The sequence below is a fragment of the Formosa sp. A9 genome (assembly GCF_051200825.1).
In the GTDB taxonomy this organism is placed as follows: domain Bacteria; phylum Bacteroidota; class Bacteroidia; order Flavobacteriales; family Flavobacteriaceae; genus Formosa.
This window is the reverse complement of record NZ_CP195158.1, coordinates 1343448-1365249: the sequence shown is the minus strand read 5'-3', so window position 1 is coordinate 1365249 and position 21802 is coordinate 1343448. Positions and strand designations below refer to the sequence as shown.

Genomic DNA, 21802 nt, shown 5'->3' with positions numbered 1-21802 from the left:
ATGCTATAACATTATCACTAACACCAAGCACTTGATGTAACCCTTTCAAACAATTGAAGTTACCGTATTGGGTTAAAAAATTAATCTTTTAGAGACACTTCTATGTAAGTCCTCGCCTACTTTTGAAGTCAGAATTAAAACATAATCAAAACAAAATGATGATGAAAAAACAGTTAGTATTAATAGCATTTGCCTGTATGGCATCGACTGTAGCCATGGCACAAAATTGGTCTCAAGACCTACAATTCGGAATTAAAGGTGGTGTAAATTTTGCCACTGTAACAGGTGATTATTTTGACGACCCAGACCACAGAACCAGTTTTAATGCTGGTTTGGTGCTCGAAGCCCCAATAGCCGATAGAATTTCATTACAACCTGAAGTATTCTATTCTGGGCAAGGATTCGATATTACAGATGAACCCGACCAACGCGACGCCGAGTTTCAACTCGATTATATTCAAGTGCCTGTACTGTTAAAAGTGTATGTTATTGAAGGCTTAAACATTCAGGTTGGACCGCAATTCGGATTTAAAGTAAACGAAGAAATCGATTTTGACCCAAATAGCGACGGCGGCGATTTCGATACCGATGCTATTGAAGATTTCGACATGCAAATAGCCACCGGATTAGAATACAAATTCCAAAACAACTTCTTTATTCAGGGACGTTATACCTATGGGTTTTCCGACATCATAAAAGATGTAGATATTCATAACTCTGTATTTTCTGTAAATATAGGCTACATGTTCTAACACCTGTAACACATAAATCTTAGCACGAGCGATTGTCCAATAAGGGCAATCGCTTTTTTATTCTGCTTTAACAGCATGACTGTTGGGCGCTACTCCTATTCCTAAATAATTAGAGTACACCCAAGTAAACTGTGCTCCAAAAAACAATATTAAACACGAATACGACACCCATAATAAAATAAGCACCACAGTACCCGCAGCACCGTAAGTAGATCCTGGATTAGACGTTCCAAAATAAAAGCCAAGTAACGATTGCCCTAAAACAAATAATAAAGCTGTTAAAAAACCGCCTACCCAAACACTACGCCATTTAATAATTGCATCGGGTAAATATTTAAACATCAAGGCAAATAAAGTAGCTACAATAGCCAGAGATAAAATAAAATCGAACACATAAGCCGCATACAACACAACATCTGGAAACATCGATTTTATATAACCATTTAATAAAGAAATACCTGTAGATACCACCAAACTTATTAATAGTAAAAAACCTATTACCAATATAAAAGCAAAACCCCTAGCCCTACTTTTAATCATGCCCCAAATATTAATAGAATTTGTGGGGTTGGCCTGTAAGCCCCAAATTTCGTTTAACGACAATTGCAAATGATAAAACACTCCAGTAGAACCAAACAACAAAGTGGCCACACCAATAATTGTAGAAATTAAATTTTTATCGGCTTGTTGTGTTTCTGTAATCATGGTTTTAATAGACTCTGCCGCATTAACGCCCAAAACTGCCGAAAATTCTTGAGTTAATTTTCCCTGTACAATATCTTCGCCCCAAAGGGCACCTATACTATTTATAATAATTACTAAAAGTGCTGGCAAAGACAACACTGTATAATACGCAATTATAGCACTTAACCGCCAAGGGTCGCTATCTAACCAGCGCATAAAAGTTTGTTTTAGCAATTTAGGTAACGCTTTAATTGGTAATTTTTTAAGTGCAGTATCTTTCATATTAACATAAATTTTAAAGCTTAAATTAACATTTTAACTCTAGCAAACAGTGCCAGAATGCAAAAATCAATAACTCAAAACAAATATCATTATAATCGAATAAAGCACGCCAAAAAACGGTTTCGGTTAATAATAGTTTTGATTAAGCCATAAATTTGATGTATACAATTTAAAATTAAACTATGATGAAGACACAAGCATATCTTGCATTTTCTGGTAACTGTTTAGAAGCCCTAAATTTTTATGCAGATTGTTTTAATGCCGAAATTAAAAACAAACAAACTTATAAGAATGCCAAAGCAGACATTCCTGAAAACTATCGCGATAAACTACAACATGCCGAGCTTGTTGGCAAAGGCATACACATTATGGCTTACGATGCCGCCCCAGATACGCCATTAACACAAGGCAACAACATTCATTTAAGTGTAGATTTAGACCAAGAAGAAACTACTAAAGCTCTTTACGACAAGCTCAGTAAAGACGGTCAAATTCAACACAAACTTTCCGAAACGAATTGGAATGCCCTGTACGCCAGACTTAGAGATAAATATGGTACAAACTGGATGATTAACTGTAAACTTTAACAATAATGGATATACGATATGAATACGTTAATATTACACGAAATAATTATTTTGAATATTTAATAGAAGAACATTTAAATCCTTTAAGCATTAAATATCCTTTTATTACAGGCGCCGATGTGTTTTTTAAAGTTGAAAACAGATCGGACGAACTAGAAAATATCTGCGAAATACGAATTAGTGCACCGGGACCAAGGCTTTTTGCAGCAACTAACGAAGCGTCTATAGAACAAGCCATTACAAAATCGGCTAACAATATCGAAACACAATTAGAAAAACGCAAAGCCCAAATGCGAACCTTTTAGTACATTTATACAAAAATATCAATAATAAACACGGTCTAAAAACAAGTACCTTTTTATAAATCTTAAAAGTTAAAAGCGATTAGTTTTTTAAATAATAGTTTTATAACTAATTGAACTTCCTTCTTATAAATCTCTTTTTTTAAACCGTGTTATAATCGTATGCGTTACGCTTTTTACTATGCCAGCACCTACAAATGCACTAGTTGCCACCACAGATTTTCAAAACCTGTATCTTTCAAAACACTGGAAAAACACACCCTTAGGCGAATTAAAACACTGGCCGCCCAACCTTATATTTTCTTTAAATCTCATTTTACAATCACCAACCCCTATGTTATTATGCTGGGGCAAAGCGTTGATTGTTTTGTATAACGAAGCATGCATAACACAAGGACTTATTAATGATCCTGATTTTTATAACTTAGGAAAACCTATTAACAATACGAATCTAGACCATCAACTTCAAACGTGCATTACAGCAACTTATCAAACACAAAATACAGAGTGTTTAAATTTACAAGCTGTACAACGTCCAGAACAAAAAACGGCATATTTTTCATTCACAACACAACCGCTATTTCAATCTGCAAATCAAATTGATGGTATTATGGTTACAGCCATAGACCAAACAGAAATGCTACAGGCCCAAACGCATGCCGAGCATTTAACAAAGCGCTTTAATAATACCATTCGCCAAGCACCGTTAGGCGTATTAATAGTTTCGTCACAACTAATTATAGATGTTATAAACAGTAAATTCAAAAACATACTGCCACATAAAAGCGACAATTATATAGGTGAACATGTAGACATTGCTTTACCCAATTGCAGCATTGACTTAAAATCGGCTATAAAACAAGTATTAACATCTGGAGAAAGTTTTCAGGCGCCAGAAATTACCATAACAAACAGTATTCAGTCTAAAAACGCCCCCTTATACTATAACATTTTAGCCGAACCTTTAAAAAACGAAAACGGTGATATTACGGGTTGTATTATAGCTGCAACAGAAGTTTCAGAATCTGTAATAACCAAAAAACAATTATTAGAAAGTGAAAATAAGTTCAAGAAATTTATTTTACAAAGCCCTATTCCGATAGCCGTTTTTCATGGTGAGAACCATGTAATTACCATGGCTAATAAAACAATGATTAATGACATCTGGAAAAAAAGTGAAGCAGAACTAATAAATAAACCTTTAACTAAAGCCTTTCCGGAATTAAAATCACAAAAATACCCACAATTATTAGATAAAGTTTTTAAAACAGGTATCGCCTACAGCGAAAAAGAATCGGTTGCCATTATTGAAAATGAAGAAGGTAGCAGAAAACTTTATTTCGATTTTGATTATTCTCCCATATTAAATAGTCAAAAAAACGTAACAGGCATCTTAGTTACCGCCATAAATGTTACCGAAAACATATTGTCAAGACAAAAAATAGAGCAAGCCGAGACCCGCTTAAGAATAGCCACCGAAGCAGCGCAAATAGCCACATGGGAACTCGATTTAAAATCATCGGAAATATCTCATAGTAAAAAATTACCCCTAATATTTGGGTATTCAGAAAACACAAAACTTACCCACGAAACCATTCGTAAGCATGTTAACCGCAAAGACCTAAAAAACATTTTACTTCCTGCCTTTGAAGCCGGTCTAAAAACTGGTTCCTATTTTTCCGAAGTTAAAGCCTACGGTGCAACGGGAAAACACCTATGGATAAGAAAACAAGGTAAAATATTATACGACGACAACGGGCAACCTGATAAAATAATTGGCACGCTTCGCGATATTACCACAGAAAGAAACAACCAACAACGTTTAATAGAAAGCGAAGCGAAATTTAGGTTACTTGCCGATTCTATGCCACAAAAAATTTGGACTGCTACACCAGACGGCACATTAAACTACTACAACCAGACCGTTTACGACTATACTGGGCTAACTAAAGAGACTCTAAACCCTGAACATTGGTTAGATATTGTACACCCCGACGACAGAGCCGAAAACACGAAACTTTGGCAACAAGCTATAAATACAGGTCAAGATTATTTATTTGAACATCGCTTCAAACGTTACGATGGCACTTATAGATGGCAATTAAGCCGCGCCATACCACAACGCGACGACAAAGGGAATATACAGCGCTGGGTAGGTACAAGTACCGATATTCAGGATCAAAAAATGTTCTTACAAGAGCTAGAACGCCAAGTACACGAGCGCACCAAATTGCTGGAAGAAACCAATATAAAACTAGAAAATTCTGTTGAAGAACTACAACGCATGAATGAAGAATTACAATCGTTCGCTTATATTTCCAGTCACGATTTACAAGAACCTTTGCGTAAAATTCAGATTTTTTCGTCGCGTATTTTAGATCTCGAAAAAGACAATCTTTCTGTTACTGGCACACAATATTTTAATCGCATGCTCAATGCAGCAGAACGTATGCAAACGCTAATTAAAGATTTGCTTACCTATTCCAGAACCAACACCTCGGTACGCAGTTTCGAGAAAACCGATTTAAACGACATTATAAACGAAGTGAAAATCGACTTAAAGGAATTACTTCAAGACAACAACGTGACTTTAGAAGTAGATAATTTATGCACGGCGCATATCATTCCGTTTCAATTCATCCAGCTTTTTAATAATTTAATAAGCAACTCCATAAAATTTGCAAAACAAGATGTGCCTCCAGTTATAAAAATAAAGAGTGTAATAGATTCTGGCGCTACATTTAATAGGAAACAACTTAAACCTCAGGCCGAATATTGCCATATAGTTGTAAGCGATAATGGTATTGGGTTCGATCCGAAATATGGCGAACAAATTTTCGAAGTGTTTGAACGTTTGCACACCCGAACGGCTTACGAAGGTACTGGAATTGGCCTGGCAATCGTAAAAAAAATAGTAGAAAACCACGAAGGATATATTGTTGCAGATGGGCAAGAAAACGAAGGTGCAACCTTTAACATTTATATTCCTACAGACAAAAGTGTTTTTAATTAATTATTTTTCGCAAACAGAAGTAAAAAAGTCGTAAGTTTACTTGCTATTTTCTACTCAAAACGAAATATTAATGTCATTAAAAAATTTCTTTTGAAGACTAGAGTCTTGAAATTAGAAATTTACACACATTTATGAGTCTAAAAGCCTTGAATATTGCCCTGGTAGACGACGACGAAGACGATCGTTTTCTATTTAAAGAAGCCATTGAACAAATAGAAATTCAAACAAAATTATTTTTGTTCGAAAATGGCCAAAAGTTTATGGATTTCCTGAACGCTCCTAACATCAGTTTACCGCAAGTGGTATTTTTAGATTTAAACATGCCTGTTAAAAACGGCTTAGAATGTTTACAGGAAATTAGAAGTTGCAATCATTTAAGCGACTTATCGGTAGCCATATATTCTACCTCATCATCAGAATCCGACATCCACGATACGTTTGTAAACGGTGCTAACATTTACATCAATAAACCTACCGATTTTTCGAAACTAAAATCGGTAATAGAAAAAGTGCTTCAAATTAATTGGCAGTACAACACATCTAATCTTAATAAAGATAATTTTATTATGCGTCTGTAACTGCGTTACAACTTTCATCTGCTTAAAGCGCATAAACTCCCTCTTAAAATAATTTAGAAAAAGAGGCTGTTTAAAAATTAAAATACGTCATTCTGTTCCTGACACAGAATCTTATCATATTGAAAATAAATAATTATGAGAATCTGAAATAAATTCAGATTGACGAAAAGTTAATTTTTAAACAGCCTCTCTTTGTTTTTTTCTACCCCATCACTTCTTAAAAGAATCTTAACACCCCGCTGTTTCGTTAACATAATTTTAATAAAACAAGGGCGTAAACACGCTGATTTATTAGAAATCGAAAAATTATATAACACTATTTAAAAATTGTGTAAGACAAAACGTGTTCTATTTTTCGAATTTTGGAATATCAAAAAACCATTAAATAAAAATAACTATATGAAACCCACTTCAGATCAGAATGCACGTGTAGGACAAGTACGAAAGAAGTCCTTTTTTAAATCAATTAATTTAAACAATATCATTAGCAGAATCGACAATCAACCAAGAATTGTTAGCGATCTAGAAACAAAATAAGTCTTAAAACCAACAGACTTAAAGTGTATTATTCATAAGTATTTAACCTTAAAAACGACCTCATGAAAACTATAAAAATAAAATCGACAACAGCAATTAAAATGATTAAAGACCTTCAAGAACACATTGGAGGAACTATTAATAAACTTGATAACGAATATATTTTAAATGTAGATAACGATTTAGCTACAGGTACTATTTGTGGTATTACGGTGCAAAAAAGCATTTCGTATTTGGCGTTTAACATAACATTTAAAGACCATGTTACTTTGGTTAATACCTTTTTAAAATCGGCTCCTATCTATTTCACATATTGTTCGGAAGGTAATGTACAACACAGCTTTAAGGTAAACGGTACATTAAATACACTTGAAGCCTTTCAAACAGCTATTTTACGTAGCGAACAAGCCGCAACAAATGTATATCACTTTCAACAAGACGAGCAGTTAAAATTCTCGACTATTGTGGTTAACACAGATAGTCTGTCGTTAAAAAACGAGTTAAACAGTAAATTAAACGACACCTTTACAAGCAATAGCGGTAACGAAAACTATGTTTATCTAGGCTCGTACAACCTTAAGATTGCCGAAAAAATAGATCAATTAGAACAAATTCGCCAAGAAGGTGTGGTAAGACGTTTGCTTATAGAAAGTTGTGTGCAAGCCATTTTAGCTTTAGAAATTCAACAGCATAAAGACGATTTAGAGCATGCCAGTAACCAATTCGGATCGTTGTCTTTACAAGACATGGAAACCATTAAGGAGGTATCTCTATTCATTAAAAATTATCCAGAAAAACAATACACGTTAAAATACTTAAGCACGAAATCGGCCTTATCGCCTTCTAAATTACAAGAAGGGTTCAAGTTAATGCACGACAGAACAGTTACCGATTACATTAGAAATGTTCGCGTAGAAAAAGCCGAAGAATTAATTAAAACAACCGATTTAAACATTTCAGAAATTGTGTATACGGTTGGACTTACCAGCAGAAGTTATTTCTCTAAAATTTTTAAAGAAAAATACAACTGTAGTCCTAAACAATACCAAGACAGTCAAAATACGTTAGCTGCCACAGCATAACATATATTAGAAAGTACAAACCACATTTTAACTGGTTTGTACTTTTTTTTTGAATATTTAACTAGACAAAAAAAGCTGTTAGAAAGTTGATTTTATTCACTTTTAACAGCTTTTTTTCAATAAGAATTAATTCTACAGTTACTTTTTTACTCCTTAATATCTTCGCCTTCTACACCTAAATATTTTACAATATCTGAAGGATTTTCAACGATTAAACACTCCAATCCGTTTAAAACGACACAACCTTTTAATACTTCTGGCTGTTTTTGAAGCACCTTAACCCAATCGTCTGTACTTAAATTAACAGCTTCCGACCCGTATAATTTTACAAAATCCGGATGTGTAGTATTTACTAAATGTGATACTGTTGTTCCTAAACGCTCGGCAATTTCAACCCATTGCGTTCCTGTAACTTTAGTTTTAGAAACATCTATAGTTAAAACATTTTTATCAGATGCTTCGGCGTAAGCTAAAGTTTGCTTTCCTACAGTAGTTTCCGAACTATACAGTAAGGTTAATTGTTTATGATCTTCTGCTAAAACTCCCATAATGTCCATATTATTTATGTGTTATAAAATTAATAAAAAAAGCTACAAAAGTGCCACTAGGTAATTTCAGAAACATTTATCTAATGCTATTATCGCTTTAAGCGAATTACTGTAATTTCTGGCCGCATACCCAAACGTCCTGGAAATCCCAACCAACCTAAACCACGGGTAACATATAAATATTGATTGGCCTGCTTATACAAACCTGCCCAATGTTTGTATTTATATTTTATAGGGCTCCACGATTTATTACGAATTCTAATACCTGCCTGCATGCCGTGTGTATGGCCAGACAGTGTTAAAGCAATATTGGTTTGTTTTACTATTTCTTCGCTCCAATGCGATGGGTCGTGAGATAACAAAATTTTATACGTGCTTTCATCAATACCGTTTAAGGCTTCATTTAAATCCCCATATTGTTTAAATGGCGGAAGTCCCCAATTCTCGACACCAACTATTGCTATGTGGGCATCTTCTTTTTGAATCAATGCCGATGAATTCAATAATAATTGAAAATTAACATTGGTATAAAATTGTTTTATCGCGTTTAAATTATCTTGTTTTTCCTGGGTTGTTTTCCACAAACTATAATCGCCATAATCATGATTACCGAGAACGGCATATTTTTTTATATCAGGATTTAACTTCAAAAAACTATCCTGCCACCCTTTCAATTCCCAAGCAAAATTGTTTACCAAATCACCTGTAAAACACAAAATGTCTGGTTGTAAATCGTTAATCATTTTAAAGGCTCTATCCAATACCTTATACCTGTAATTTAAACTTCCTAAATGCAAATCGGAAATATGCACAAGTTTTACTTCATCGAACACCTCGGGCAAATCTTTATGATGCACCGTTACGCGGTACACTTTAAAATGATACACGGCCTTAAAGACAGCATACAAAATGGCTATAAACGGAATTACCCCAGCCAAAACCCCTAAAACAGGAACCACATAAACAGACTTTTCTGTGGTAAATACGCTGTTGGTAACACTAAAAATCGTAATAAATACCACAAATATAATTTTGGGGATAAAAGACGATACTGTTAAACCATACAATCGGGAAATTAATACCTGTTTTCTGCGAATATCTATATGATCTAAACGTACTTTTAAAATTAAAATAGCTGTGACCAAGGCTATCGAAAAAAATATAAAAGCACCATTTATAAACTGCCTAAATCCTACCGAGGGTACCGTCTGCAAAACCGACTTCAACCAATAAAAAGCCAAAACATCAACTATTAGAATAGCGCCACAAAGCATAATAATTGATGATAATGGATAAATTTTCATACTTCCAATTTAATACCATAAAGTTACAGCTTAATACCTTTTCTACATAACGCAATTACATGTAATACTAACGCGAACAAAAGGTTAACAAATAACACGAAGTCTAATTGCAATTTTATCAATAAATCATCTTTAAATTATTAACTACGTAAAAATACGTAGAAGATTGTTTTAACTGGATTTAATTCGCTATATTCGATAAGACATAACGCTAAAAACATGATTTCAGTAACAGAAGCCTTACAAATTATCGATGCTGCTAACACAAAAACAAGTGTCAAATCTATGCGTATAGAAAAAACCTTGGGATTTGTTTTAGCTGAAGATATTACGGCCCCCATAAATATGCCGCCGTTTAGGCAATCGGCAATGGATGGCTACGCCATACGCTGGAGCGATGATGCCAGTCAGGTTTATACCGTTATTGATGAATCGAAAGCAGGTGACTCGAAACACATTGTTTTAAAAGCTAACGAAGCTGCACGCATTTTTACAGGAGCAAAAGTACCAGATACAGCCGATACTGTAGTTATGCAAGAACATGTAGAGGTGCTAAATGCCGAAGCCAAAATAATGCAACACCCCAAAAAAGGAGCCAATGTAAGACCTATTGGCGAACAAGTTACTAAGGGAGAAGTTGTTTTAAAACAAGGTCTAATTATAACCGAAGCTGCCATTGGTTTTTTAACAGGATTAGGCATCAGGAAAATAACCGTGTACCAAAAGCCTAAGATTTCAATTTTAGTAACCGGAAACGAATTACAAGCCGCAGGAACGGTTTTAGAAGATGGCGAAATTTACGAAAGCAATGCCATTATGCTAAAAATGGCATTAAAGCGTTTTGGTTTTAAAAAAGTAAAAATTTTTCGAGCTAAAGACAATTTAAAAACTACTAAAAAGCATATTAAAAAAGGACTGAAATTCGCAGACGTACTGCTTATTTCCGGGGGTATTTCGGTGGGAGATTACGATTTTGTGAAACAAGCACTAAGCCATTTAAAAGTTAAAGAACTCTTTTATAAAATCAATCAAAAACCAGGAAAACCCCTTTGGTTTGGGCAGAAAAAGGAACAATTTGTTTTTGCCTTACCAGGAAATCCGGCTTCTGCCCTAACCTGTTTTTATGTGTATGTGTTGCCCTTGCTAAACAAATGTTCGGGAGGAACTGCCCAATTACTTAAAAGCACAAAAGTTAAGAGCAGCTCTACACTAAAGAACACAACAGGAAAAACCCTGTTTTTAAAAGCTTTAGTTAGTAATAATAAAGTTGATTTTTTACAAGGGCAACAGTCTTCTATGCTACACAGCTTCGCTACTAGTAATGCTTTAGCAATTGTACCAGAAGCGGTCGAGACTGTAAACAAAGGTGATGCTGTACAATGTTTAATATTACATGATTATGGAAATTAAAAGTAGAATCTGGATAGAAAAAGACGGCAAACCATTTATTGGATTTGGAAAAATTCAACTCTTAAAAATGGTCGATGAAGAACATTCAATTTCTGCGGCTGCCAAACGCTTAAACATGTCTTATAAAAAAGCATGGAACTTGTTAAACGATATGGAATTGCTAGCGGAACAACCACTACTTGTTAAGTATATTGGCGGAAAATCTGGTGGTAGCACTACTCTAACTGCATACGGAAAGGCGCTTATTAAAACCTTTGATGCGCTTAACAACAAATGCGAAACCTTTTTAAATAAAGAATTTAAACCCGAAACCCATGGAATTTATTAGCGGCAATTTATTTATAGTTTTTGCACTCATTCTTATAGGCATTTCGTTTTTATATGCCTCGGTTGGTCATGGTGGCGCTAGTGGGTACTTGGCTTTAATGGCCTTGTTTTCATTTCCGTTGTTTATTATAAAACCAACAGCCTTGTTACTTAACATTTTTGTAAGCGGCATTTCGTTTTGGTATTTTAGAAAGAATAAATATTTTAGTTGGAAACTGTTTTACCCCTTTGCTCTCGCGTCTATTCCTGCCGCATTTATTGGCGGTTACTTATCTATTAATCCAACATTATACAAACAAATTCTAGGCGTATTTCTATTAATAGCCGTCTTGCGGATTTTAGGCGTTTTTGGAAAAGAAAAATCTGTAAAAAAAGATGTGAACATCCCTTTAGCATTGTGTGTGGGTTGTGGCATTGGTTTATTTTCGGGAATGATAGGTATTGGTGGCGGCATCATTTTGAGTCCGATAATTTTATTGTTAGGCTGGGGAAACACCAAAGAATCGGCTGCTGTTTCGGCGCTATTCATTTTTGTTAATTCCATCTCGGGAATGATAGGTTTCTTAATCAACCAACACGATTTTCCAACAGAAGCTTTTTATTTAGTGCCTTTTGCACTTATTGGCGGAACCGCAGGTGCACTTTTTGGTAGCGAAAAGTTTTCGAATGTCAAACTGACCTACATTTTATCTGTGGTATTATTATTAGCATCGTTTAAATTATTTATATTCTAATGCAAACTCAAAAACACATATCGGCGTATATTCTATGTGGCGGAAAAAGTTCGCGCATGCAAACAGAAAAGGGTCTTGTTGTGTTTAACGAGAAGCCATTTATAGAATGGATTATTGATGCTGTAAAACCGATAACAAATAGTATTTATTTAATAACAGACAATACCGATTACAGCAAATACAATTATCCGCTAGTATCGGATATCCATAAAAACAAAGGACCTGTGGGTGGTATTCATACAGCCTTATCGCACACTTCTACGCATCAAAACCTGATTTTGAGTTGTGATATTCCTTTAATTAAAACCGATATTTTAAAACGCTATCTCATCAATTCTAAAGTGATAAACACACACATTAGTTTTGTGTCCGATAACACTAGAGATTATCCCCTAATTGGACTTTACACCATTAACAATTTACCTAAATTTGAAGCCGCCATACGCGACAATCAATTAAAATTAATGACACTTATTCAATCTTCAACCTATCACAGAATTGAAGTTGCTTCGAAAGATTACGAAGCCTTAAACAACATAAACACAAAAGACGAATTACAAACTTTAATACACAGTAAATCATGAAAAACACCAAAATACAACCTAAAGTTACGCTTGTTGGCGCTGGTCCTGGAGATCCTGATTTGCTCACTTTAAAAGCGGTTAAAGCTTTAAAAAAGGCCAAAGCCGTATTGTACGATGCATTGGTAAACGAAGAAATTTTAGAACACGCACCCAATGCCGTAAAACTTTATATTGGCAAACGTAAGGGCAACCACAGCCATACCCAAGATCAAATTAACGACCTGCTCGTTGAGTACGCCCAAAAATATGGAAAAGTCGTGCGATTAAAAGGAGGTGATCCCTTTGTGTTTGGTCGAGGCAAAGAAGAAACCGATTATTTAGAAGGTTTTGGTATTAAAACTGCTATTATTCCAGGTATTACCTCTGCTATTGCAGTGCCTGCTTCGGTAGGTATTCCGGTTACGCAACGCACCATGTCGGAGAGTTTTTGGGTAATTACAGGAACTACATCGGCACGCACCCTATCGAACGACATCAAGCTTGCTGCACAATCTACAGCAACAGTAGTTATTTTAATGGGCATGTCGAAGCTTTCGGAAATTGTTTCAATCTACAAAGACAATAACCGACACACCATGCCTGTAGGCATCATTCAAAACGGTACCAAGAAAGAAGCGCAACAAGCTATTGGCACTATAGAAACTATTGAAGCCATGGTTGAAGCCAAAAAATTATCATCGCCTGCAATCATTATTATTGGCGATGTGGTACACGGGCACAAAAGCTTGCTTACCTATTTTAACGAACAGTTTATGGAAGACGATTTTATTTATCAGAACTTAGACATAGAACCTATAATTTCTTAATATGGAACGCAACGAATTATACCCTGTTTTTCTAAAAGTGAACCAACTGGACGTTTTAATAGTTGGCGGAGGAAATGTAGGTTTAGAAAAATTAAGTTTTCTTTTAAAATCGAGCCCTAATGCACGCGTTGAAGTCATTGCTTTAGAATTTCTAGATGAGTTAAAAACCTTAGCTTCGCAGCACCCAAACGTTACCTTAACCCAAAAAGCCTACGAAAAAACCGATTTAGAGCAACGTCACTTTGTAATAGGCTGTACAGATAATTTAGATGTTAATTTACAAATAAATCAAGACGCCAAGGCCAAACATCTCTTAGTAAATATTGCCGATACACCAGACCAATGCGACTTTTACTTAGGAGGTATCGTAACTAAAGGGCATGTAAAAATGGCCATTTCTACCAACGGTAAATCGCCAACAACAGCCAAGCGTTTACGACAATTTTTGGAAGATGTAATCCCAGACAACATTACCGATTTTGTAAGTAACTTAAATCAGTATAGAGCCACAATAAAAGGTGATTTTCAAGATAAAGTAGATGCCCTTAATAAAATTACCGAGGATTTAGTAAAAAAAACAAAATAGCTATGATTACCATAAAATATTTTGGCATGCTTGCAGAACAAGCCCAATGCAAACAAGAACAATTAGATTTAAAATCGCTAACATTAAAAGAATTGATTAAAGATATTACCGAAAAACACAACATGAACACGTTGCCGTTTCACGTAGCCGTTAATCAAAAATTAGTACAAGAATCCGAAGACCAAGCGCTTCAGCTTCACGACGAAATTGCTTTTTTACCACCTTTCGCTGGAGGTTAAATATAGTTTCTGTTAAAAAGGAAGCGCTAGTTAGAAAATATTAATCAGTTAAAAATCAAAACCTATGAAAAAACAAAGTGTATTTATTGAAGGAGCCATTAGTCCAGAATTTATTGCCAATGCCATTGCTAAACACCAAAGCAAGCATACCATTGGCGGACATAATATTTTTTTAGGACAGGTACGCGCAGACGAAATAGACCACAAAAATGTAGCGGCTATAGAATTTACAGCTTACGAAGACATGGCCTTAGAGCAGATTGCAGCCATTAGGGAAAAAGCTTTTAAAACCTTCGATTTAACATGCATGCACATTTACCACAGTTTAGGTAAGGTACAAGCAGGAGACATTTGTTTTTTTGTATTCGTTTCGGCAAAGCACAGTAAAGAGCTCTATGCCGCTACAGAATATTTGGTAAACATTATTAAAAAGAAAGTTCCGATTTTTGGTAAAGAGATTTTTGAAGACAGCTCGCACCAATGGAAAACAAACACAAACTAACATGGTAGACATTACCCACAAAATAAAAACCTTACGCAAGGCAACAGCAACAGCAACGGTAAACGTTAGTAAACCAGAAACTATTTTAGCGCTTAAAAACAATAGCGTTCCTAAAGGTAACGTGTTCGAGATGGCTAAAACCGCTGGGCTTTTTGCCGTAAAAAACACGCATACCGTTATCCCAGATTGCCACCCCTTACCTATTGAGTTTACTTCGGTTGAATATCGTATAGACGATTTAACCATCACTATTATTTTTAACGTGAAAACCATTTACAAAACAGGTGTTGAAGTCGAAGCCATGCACGGCGCTTCGGTTGTGGCTTTAACCATGTACGACATGTTAAAACCTATAGACAAGAACATAGAGATTGGCACGATAAAATTAATAGAAAAACATGGCGGAAAAAGCAGTTTTAAAACCAAAGGGATTTCTAACCTTAACGCCAGTGTAGTGGTGTGTTCTGATTCTATTTCTGCTGGCAAAAAAGAAGATTTTGCAGGCAAAGCGATTATCGAAAAATTAGAAGCCAATGCTGTTAAAATAAACCAATACAGCATCATTCCCGATGAAATTGACAGCATCCGCGAAAGAGCAATTACATTAAGCGAAACCAATAATTTAGTCATTTTTACAGGAGGCACAGGACTCTCGTTTCGCGATGTAACGCCAGAAGCTCTAGAACCTATTTTAGAACGACGCATTCCAGGAATTGAAGAAGCCATTAGAAGTTACGGTCAAGATAGAATGCCATATGCCATGCTTTCGCGTAGCGTTGCCGGTACTATTGGCAACTGCTTAATCTTGGCCTTACCAGGCTCTACTAATGGCGCTAAAGAATCTATGGATGCCGTTTTTCCGCACGTGCTTCATATTTTTAAAATTTTACGAGGACAACAGCATTAATGACTACAAACAACAACATATTAACCGATAGTTTTGGACGAACACATTCGTATTTACGCATTTCATTAACCGAAAAATGTAATCTGCGTTGCACTTATTGTATGCCCGAAAATGGGGTGCCTTTAAGTCCAAAATCGGAATTAATGACGACTGATGAAATTTTTGAAATAGCTTCAATCTTTGTAAAGCATGGCGTTACAAAAATACGATTAACCGGTGGCGAGCCTTTAGTTAGAAAAGATTTCTCTTCCATTTTAAAACAACTATCTACGTTAAACACCACGTTGTCAATTACTACAAACGCAGTTTTAGTCGATCGCTTTATTAATGATTTCAAAACTTATGGCTTAAACGATATTAATGTAAGTTTAGATAGTTTGAATGCAGATAAATTTACATACATCACCAGAAGAAATCAGTTTAAAAAAGCTTACAACAATATTATTCGTTTACTTGAAGAAGGCTTTCGTGTAAAATTAAATGTGGTTTTACTGAAGGATTTTAACGATGATGAAATAATAGATTTCATCAACTTCACCAAGCACCTAAACATTAGTGTTCGTTTTATAGAATTTATGCCGTTTGATGGTAATAATTGGAATAAAGATAAATTGGTAACCCAAGCCGAAATATTACAAAAAGTCGAAACATATTTTGGTTACCAAAACACTATTCCACTTAAAAACGAGAAGAATTTTACAGCTAGAAATTATCAAATACAAGGGTTTAAAGGTAATTTTGGCATTATTAGTTCGGTTAGTAATCCGTTTTGCGATAGTTGTAATCGCATTAGGTTAACCGCAAATGGCAACATTAAAAACTGCCTATTTTCGAATACAGAAACAGCTTTATTACAACCCTACAGAGCTGGTAAAAATATAGAACCGTTAATAGGAAATTTAATTAAGAAAAAACATGCTGTGCGAGCTGGCATGAAGGATTTTGAAACACTAAACAAACCAGAATTTCATACCAACAATCGCAGCATGATTACTATTGGTGGTTAATCTTGGTTTATGTGCTTTGTAAAACTACGCTTCACAAAATTAGATTTAGGTGCATCGCAAAGCGAACAACAGTAGCTTTCCGGCAAATCCTCGAAAGCCACATGTGGCGCTATATTTTGTGTAGTATCGCCGTAAGCTTCATTGTAAACGGTTAAACAATCTTGGCACTGAAACACTTCGTATTGCACAACTTCGTCTTCTTCTTTTAATAAGGTATCTCCATCGGTTTCGTTACCTAATTGTTCAAAATACAACTGACTCAATTCCATAAGCAATCCAGGTAATTCTACCTGATCTACATCTTGTACATGGGTAATGTACTCCCTTGTGTTTGGATCGAAATTTTTAGCATACAACAAATTATATGTGTCTCGTATTTTAAAATCGGAGATTCCTTTAGGCTGCGTATTTTTTTCAACCACAATAGATGTAAAATAATAGGCTTTTCGAGTATAATTGGTTACCGCAAAAGTAAGTCCGTAGGTACTAATATCATTCTGGTCGAAATTAGTTACTAAATATTTTTTTAGCTTCAAGGCTTCCTCATCTCCTACTGGCAAATGCCAATTAAGTTCTAACATAGAATGACGGACGTTAATACCAAACTTACCTAAAAATTTTTCCCATACCAATTTGGTTTCATTAGGAATATCTTTAATAATAAACGATTTCCATGGTGTGATTGATATTTTACCGATTTTACAATCGGAGCATAAATCGCACATGGCTTTTAAAAATTTTAAATCGTATTTATTATTTCGCCAATACAGGCCCAACCAATATTTATCGTTTCCAATACGATTCATTCCTTCGTAATACGGAAAAGGATAAAACGGTACTTGCAACGGCTCGTCTATTGTTCTGTTATTGGCATCGATGGTATCGTTAACCAAATTAAAAATCATTTCTACCGTTTCGGGCTCTTCTTGCAGCAAGTTTTCTATAGTGGCTTCTATTTTGGCCATGTCCCAACTGTAAATTAAAGCCGGGTACATTTCGGTTTGTTCCCACTCTGGTAATCGCACATACAAATACCAATAATCTTCATGCTCCGATGCAATAAAATTAAGATGTCCCGTAAACAATGGCACCAAGCGTTGTTTAGGATCGGTAATATTAATTTTTAGGCGGGTATCGGCTCTAAACTGTTCTAAAACATACAAATACTTTTCGCCTGTTAACCAAGATGTATTCGAAAAAATACCTGCACTAACATAGGAAGAAACAATATTTTCTGAGCCCTCTTCATGCAACGGGATAATTTGTACATCTTCCAGTTTCTCTAAGGCTTCGGAATGCACTGCTTCTGGAAACAAAATATCTTGTCGCGATCCAAAAGAAATAGCATCTAAGCCCAAACTTTCGGCAGTTAAACAAATAGATTTTAACTCTCCTGGAGATAAAACACCGCCTTTAATTATTAATCTCGACAATTTTTGCATCAGGCTAAAACTTTATGATTATTCAATATTTCCCGTACTTCGGTTTTACAACTTCCACAACCCAATCCTGCACCCGTTTGGTTACACAATTCGGTAAAATTTGTACATCCGTTAGTAATGGCTTCATTAATATTACCCTCGCCTACTTGGCTACAAGAACACACAAGTTTACCAATTACAGGCTTATCGTTAGACGCTCCACGCAGCAGTTTATCGCGTTTATCGGACAATTCCACCTTACTTTCGATGAGTGTTTTAAATTCTGCAAACTCATTTTTATCGCCCATTAAAACCGCTCCTACCAACAAATCGTCTTTTACGATACACTTTTTATAGTATCGCTTAGTCATGTCCATAAAAATAATTTCTTCGTAGCTAGCATCGTTATCAGGAACAGTAATATTTCCTAAACTACATAAATCTAAATCGCTGAACTTTAAAATATTCATCGCAACAGAACCTTTATACACACTACTAATATCTCCTGCTAAAAAGTTTGCTAAAATGGCGGCTTGTTCTTCGGCTGCAGAAGTAATCCCTAAAAGGTTATTATTAAACTCTGCTATCTCGCCAATAGCAAACACATTAGGGTCTGAAGACTGTAAATGATGGTTAACCTTAATACCTCGGCCGCAAACTATACCACTAGATTTAGCAATTTCTATATTTGGTCGTGTACCAATGGCATAAACAATAGCGTTAGATTTAAAGGTTTTTCCACTTTTTAAAGTAATGCTTAGCGTGTGCTTTTCATCGGCATCGAACACTGTGCTTACTTCGTTAGAAAAATAAATTTGAATGCCCAATTCCTGCACATGTCTCGCCAACAATTTACTTGAAATGCTATCTAACTGACGCTCCATTAAATTTGAAGCACGCTGAATAATGGTTGTATTTACATTTCTATGTTTTAAAGCTGCAGCCAATTCCAATCCTAAAAGCCCTCCACCTACTATAGTAACATGCTGGTCTTGGGCTTTAAGATTGGTCCCATCCAAATACGATTTAAATCGATCGGCATCTTGCTTAGATCGTAGTGTAAACCGTCCTGGTAAATCTAATTGAACATCGTTGGGAACAAAAGCCCGACTGCCCGTGGCTAAAATTAATTTATCGTAATAGTGTGCATTACCATGGTTATCAGTTGCCAATCGGTTTTCCCGATCTATTTCAACTATATAAGTATCGGCCAATAAACTGATTTTTAATTTAGCCAATTCTTTTTCTTTAATTTTTAGAAGCTGTTCCCAAGTTAATTCTTCGGTAACATACTCAGGAAGCAACACCCGATTGTAAAACGGATTGTTTTCTTTAGAAAAAACCACAATTTCGTCTGTCTCGCTGTGTTCTCTATAATTTTGAATAAAACGGAAAGCTGCCGCACCAGCACCAACTACAATAATTTTTTCTTTTTCTTTTTTGTATTTCGCAACCGAAACCCGAGTATATTTAAAATCTGGCTCTTTAGACACTGGATCTACAATAGTGTGTGTTAAATTATTAGCTCGGTTTAAGTCGCTTTGCAATTGTTTTCCCCAATGCATAGGTAAAAATACCACTCCGTTTTTAACGCTATCGGTTACCTTGGCTCGTACACGTACAATACCATTGGCACTGGTGACTTCTGCAACGTCTCCATCTTTTATTTTATGTATAAAGGCATCTACCGGACTTATTTCTAAAACAGGCGATGCATAATGCGTTTTTAACCGCGATACTTTTCCTGTTTTCGTCATGGTGTGCCATTGATCTCGCACCCGCCCCGTAGTTAATATTAAGGGATAGTCGGCGTTAGGTTCGTCCGACACATTTTTAATGAAACTCGGGATATTAAATACGGCCTTTTGCGACGGTGTATAAAACTTTTTATCTTGAAACAACCGTGCTGTCCCTGCCTTATTATTTTCTGTTACTGGCCATTGAAAAGTGCCTTCGGTTTTTAACCTGTCGTAATTTAACGACGACACATCTACATTTGTGCCTTTGGTCATTTCTGAATACTCCTGATAAATTTCGGAAATAGAATTATAATTGAAACCTTCAAATCCCATTTTTTGAGCGAAATCACACAAAATATCGACATCGGCTCTAGCTTCACCAGGTGCTTCTATCGCTTTTGGTAAATACGATATGCGACGCTCCGAATTGGTCATGGTACCTTCCTTTTCTAACCAAGCTGCTGCTGGCAATACCAAATCGGCATGCTCTAAAGTATCCGATCGATTAGAAATATCTTGTACTACCACAAACTTTGCATTTTTAAGAGCCTGCTCCACCCGATTGGCATTAGGCATACTTACCATCGGGTTGGTACAAACAATCCAAACGGCTTTCATCTTTCCAGATTCTAGAGCATCAAACATTTCGGTGGCAGTGTACCCTGCTTTATCCGATATTTTATCAACTTTCCAAAAATCGGCAACCTCTTGTCTGTGAGTTTCATTAAACAAATCTTTGTGGACTGCTAGCAAATTTGCCATACCTCCAACTTCGCGACCACCCATAGCATTAGGTTGACCAGTTAAAGAAAACGGCCCCGAGCCTGGCTTGCCTACTTGCCCGGTAATTAGCGATAAATTTAATAAGGCATAATTTTTATTAACCCCTATAGCACTCTGGTTTAAACCCATTGCCCACATGCTAATAAAAGCTTTGGATTGCCCAATAATTTGTGCTGCCTTTTTAATATCGTCTATCGTGATACCACAGATTTTAGCAGCCTCTTTTAAAGACGTAGACTGCACCTGTTTTTTATATTTTTCGTAATTCTCTGTATTGGATTTGATGAAAGGTTTATCGATTAATCCGCGATCTATTAAACGTCTACCAATAGCGTTGTAGAGCACTACATCTGTTCCTGGTAAGATTTGAAGATGTAAATCGGCAAAATTTGCAGAATCTGTTTTTCGTGGATCTACCACCAATATCTTAACATTTGGGTGTTTTTCTTTGTGCTGCTCTATTCGTCTAAACAGGATAGGATGACACCAAGCTGGATTTGCACCTGCAATTAAAAAACAATCGGCTAGTTCTATATCGTCGTAAGCAATAGGCACAGAATCTTCTCCAAAAGTCTTTTTATAGCCTACAACTGCCGAGCTCATACATAACCTCGAATTGGTATCGATATTATTGGTACCCAAAAACCCTTTGGTTAATTTGTTAGCAATGTAATACTCTTCGGTTAAACATTGTCCAGACACATAAAAACCGACACTGTCGGGCCCGTGTTTTTGTATGATAGATTTAAATACTTTCGCTGCCCGTTCTAACGCGGTATCCCAAGACACACGCTCTAACGGATGCGATTTACTCCACCGCATATTAGGATATAATAGCCTATCGGAAACATCGTTGGCAACGTAATGTAAATTCATGCCCTTAGAGCATAACATGCCTCGGTTTACGGGATGGTCTGTATCGCCTTCTACATAAACCTTGTTGCTTTCGTCTTTTTTCACGATAATACCACAGCCTACACCGCAGTACGAACATGTTGTTTTAATTTCTTTTTGAGGCATCATATGTATTTAAACACATTTTTTCGTTTCTTATAAATGTATGTAATTTATACAAATACATACAAACT

General features: G+C 35.7%; 22 protein-coding genes. 17 read left to right on the top strand and 5 right to left on the bottom strand.

Features of this window, described 5'->3' with window-relative positions:
• Window positions 1-161: 161 nt before the first annotated feature.
• Complete coding sequence (locus ACR9EA_RS06010; protein WP_435139829.1) at window positions 162-752, top strand: porin family protein; 591 nt, start codon at window positions 162-164, stop codon at window positions 750-752.
• A 57-nt stretch (window positions 753-809) separates the two neighbouring features.
• On the opposite strand, the gene ACR9EA_RS06005 is transcribed toward ACR9EA_RS06010, so the two are convergent.
• Window positions 810-1718 carry a YihY/virulence factor BrkB family protein gene (locus ACR9EA_RS06005; protein ID WP_435138724.1) on the bottom strand — a complete coding sequence of 303 codons (909 nt, stop codon included), beginning with the start codon at window positions 1716-1718 and terminating at the stop codon, window positions 810-812.
• 182 nt (window positions 1719-1900) lie between these two features.
• Between ACR9EA_RS06005 and ACR9EA_RS06000 the strand changes: the two genes are divergently transcribed.
• The 6 genes from ACR9EA_RS06000 to ACR9EA_RS05975 all read left to right on the top strand — a co-directional run bounded on the left by ACR9EA_RS06000 (window position 1901) and on the right by ACR9EA_RS05975 (window position 7817).
• Window positions 1901-2305, top strand: coding sequence for a VOC family protein (locus ACR9EA_RS06000; RefSeq protein ID WP_435138722.1), 405 nt, complete (start codon window positions 1901-1903; stop codon window positions 2303-2305).
• Window positions 2306-2310: 5 nt separating this feature from the next.
• Window positions 2311-2610 (top strand): HPF/RaiA family ribosome-associated protein, encoded by a 300-nt coding sequence (locus ACR9EA_RS05995; RefSeq protein ID WP_435138720.1) that lies wholly within the window; start codon window positions 2311-2313, stop codon window positions 2608-2610.
• Window positions 2611-2788: 178 nt separating this feature from the next.
• Window positions 2789-5620, top strand: a complete 2832-nt coding sequence (locus tag ACR9EA_RS05990) for a PAS domain S-box protein (RefSeq protein WP_435138718.1) — start codon at window positions 2789-2791, stop codon at window positions 5618-5620.
• A gap of 131 nt (window positions 5621-5751) precedes the next feature.
• Window positions 5752-6198, top strand: a complete 447-nt coding sequence (locus ACR9EA_RS05985) for a response regulator (protein ID WP_435138716.1) — start codon at window positions 5752-5754, stop codon at window positions 6196-6198.
• A gap of 399 nt (window positions 6199-6597) precedes the next feature.
• A complete protein-coding gene (locus tag ACR9EA_RS05980; RefSeq protein ID WP_435138714.1) occupies window positions 6598-6735 on the top strand; it encodes a hypothetical protein in 138 nt (45 codons plus the stop codon).
• A gap of 62 nt (window positions 6736-6797) precedes the next feature.
• Window positions 6798-7817, top strand: coding sequence for a helix-turn-helix domain-containing protein (locus ACR9EA_RS05975; RefSeq protein ID WP_435138712.1), 1020 nt, complete (start codon window positions 6798-6800; stop codon window positions 7815-7817).
• A gap of 146 nt (window positions 7818-7963) precedes the next feature.
• Here ACR9EA_RS05975 and ACR9EA_RS05970 read toward each other — a convergent pair whose 3' ends face one another.
• The gene (locus ACR9EA_RS05970; RefSeq protein ID WP_435138710.1) at window positions 7964-8365 is read right to left on the bottom strand and encodes a hypothetical protein; all 402 of its coding nucleotides are present in this window, start codon (window positions 8363-8365) and stop codon (window positions 7964-7966) included.
• Window positions 8366-8454: 89 nt separating this feature from the next.
• Window positions 8455-9669, bottom strand: a complete 1215-nt coding sequence (locus ACR9EA_RS05965) for a metallophosphoesterase (RefSeq protein WP_435138708.1) — start codon at window positions 9667-9669, stop codon at window positions 8455-8457.
• Window positions 9670-9888: 219 nt separating this feature from the next.
• Here ACR9EA_RS05965 and ACR9EA_RS05960 point away from each other — a divergent pair, with 219 nt between their 5' ends.
• The 10 genes from ACR9EA_RS05960 (at window position 9889) to moaA (ending at window position 16771) form a co-directional block, all read left to right on the top strand.
• On the top strand, window positions 9889-11079 hold the full coding sequence (locus ACR9EA_RS05960) for a molybdopterin molybdotransferase MoeA (protein WP_435138706.1): 1191 nt from the start codon (window positions 9889-9891) through the stop codon (window positions 11077-11079).
• Window positions 11069-11407, top strand: coding sequence for a winged helix-turn-helix domain-containing protein (locus tag ACR9EA_RS05955; protein WP_435138704.1), 339 nt, complete (start codon window positions 11069-11071; stop codon window positions 11405-11407). Before ACR9EA_RS05960 ends, ACR9EA_RS05955 begins: the two co-directional genes overlap by 11 nt.
• Entirely contained in the window at window positions 11394-12140 is a 747-nt protein-coding gene (locus tag ACR9EA_RS05950) for a sulfite exporter TauE/SafE family protein (RefSeq protein ID WP_435138702.1), read from the top strand. The genes ACR9EA_RS05955 and ACR9EA_RS05950 overlap by 14 nt, the downstream gene beginning before the upstream one ends.
• Complete coding sequence (locus tag ACR9EA_RS05945) at window positions 12140-12724, top strand: molybdenum cofactor guanylyltransferase (protein WP_435138700.1); 585 nt, start codon at window positions 12140-12142, stop codon at window positions 12722-12724. Before ACR9EA_RS05950 ends, ACR9EA_RS05945 begins: the two co-directional genes overlap by 1 nt.
• Window positions 12721-13530 (top strand): uroporphyrinogen-III C-methyltransferase, encoded by an 810-nt coding sequence (cobA, locus tag ACR9EA_RS05940; RefSeq protein ID WP_435138698.1) that lies wholly within the window; start codon window positions 12721-12723, stop codon window positions 13528-13530. The genes ACR9EA_RS05945 and cobA overlap by 4 nt, the downstream gene beginning before the upstream one ends.
• Before the next feature lies 1 nt (window position 13531).
• Window positions 13532-14116, top strand: a complete 585-nt coding sequence (locus ACR9EA_RS05935) for a precorrin-2 dehydrogenase/sirohydrochlorin ferrochelatase family protein (protein WP_435138696.1) — start codon at window positions 13532-13534, stop codon at window positions 14114-14116.
• Window positions 14117-14118: 2 nt separating this feature from the next.
• Window positions 14119-14355: a MoaD/ThiS family protein gene (locus ACR9EA_RS05930; protein ID WP_435138694.1), complete on the top strand. Its 237-nt coding sequence runs from the start codon at window positions 14119-14121 to the stop codon at window positions 14353-14355.
• A 64-nt stretch (window positions 14356-14419) separates the two neighbouring features.
• Window positions 14420-14857, top strand: a complete 438-nt coding sequence (locus tag ACR9EA_RS05925; RefSeq protein WP_435138692.1) for a molybdenum cofactor biosynthesis protein MoaE — start codon at window positions 14420-14422, stop codon at window positions 14855-14857.
• Window position 14858: 1 nt separating this feature from the next.
• The gene (gene moaCB / locus ACR9EA_RS05920; protein ID WP_435138690.1) at window positions 14859-15764 is read left to right on the top strand and encodes a bifunctional molybdenum cofactor biosynthesis protein MoaC/MoaB; all 906 of its coding nucleotides are present in this window, start codon (window positions 14859-14861) and stop codon (window positions 15762-15764) included.
• A complete protein-coding gene (moaA, locus tag ACR9EA_RS05915) occupies window positions 15764-16771 on the top strand; it encodes a GTP 3',8-cyclase MoaA (protein ID WP_435138688.1) in 1008 nt (335 codons plus the stop codon). The genes moaCB and moaA overlap by 1 nt, the downstream gene beginning before the upstream one ends.
• On the opposite strand, the gene ACR9EA_RS05910 is transcribed toward moaA, so the two are convergent.
• Together ACR9EA_RS05910 and ACR9EA_RS05905 are read right to left on the bottom strand one after the other, a co-directional pair.
• Window positions 16768-18213: a rubredoxin gene (locus ACR9EA_RS05910; RefSeq protein WP_435138686.1), complete on the bottom strand. Its 1446-nt coding sequence runs from the start codon at window positions 18211-18213 to the stop codon at window positions 16768-16770. The genes moaA and ACR9EA_RS05910 overlap by 4 nt on opposite strands.
• Complete coding sequence (locus ACR9EA_RS05905) at window positions 18213-21734, bottom strand: molybdopterin-dependent oxidoreductase (RefSeq protein WP_435139826.1); 3522 nt, start codon at window positions 21732-21734, stop codon at window positions 18213-18215. The genes ACR9EA_RS05910 and ACR9EA_RS05905 overlap by 1 nt, the downstream gene beginning before the upstream one ends.
• Between the last annotated feature and the right edge of the window lie 68 nt (window positions 21735-21802).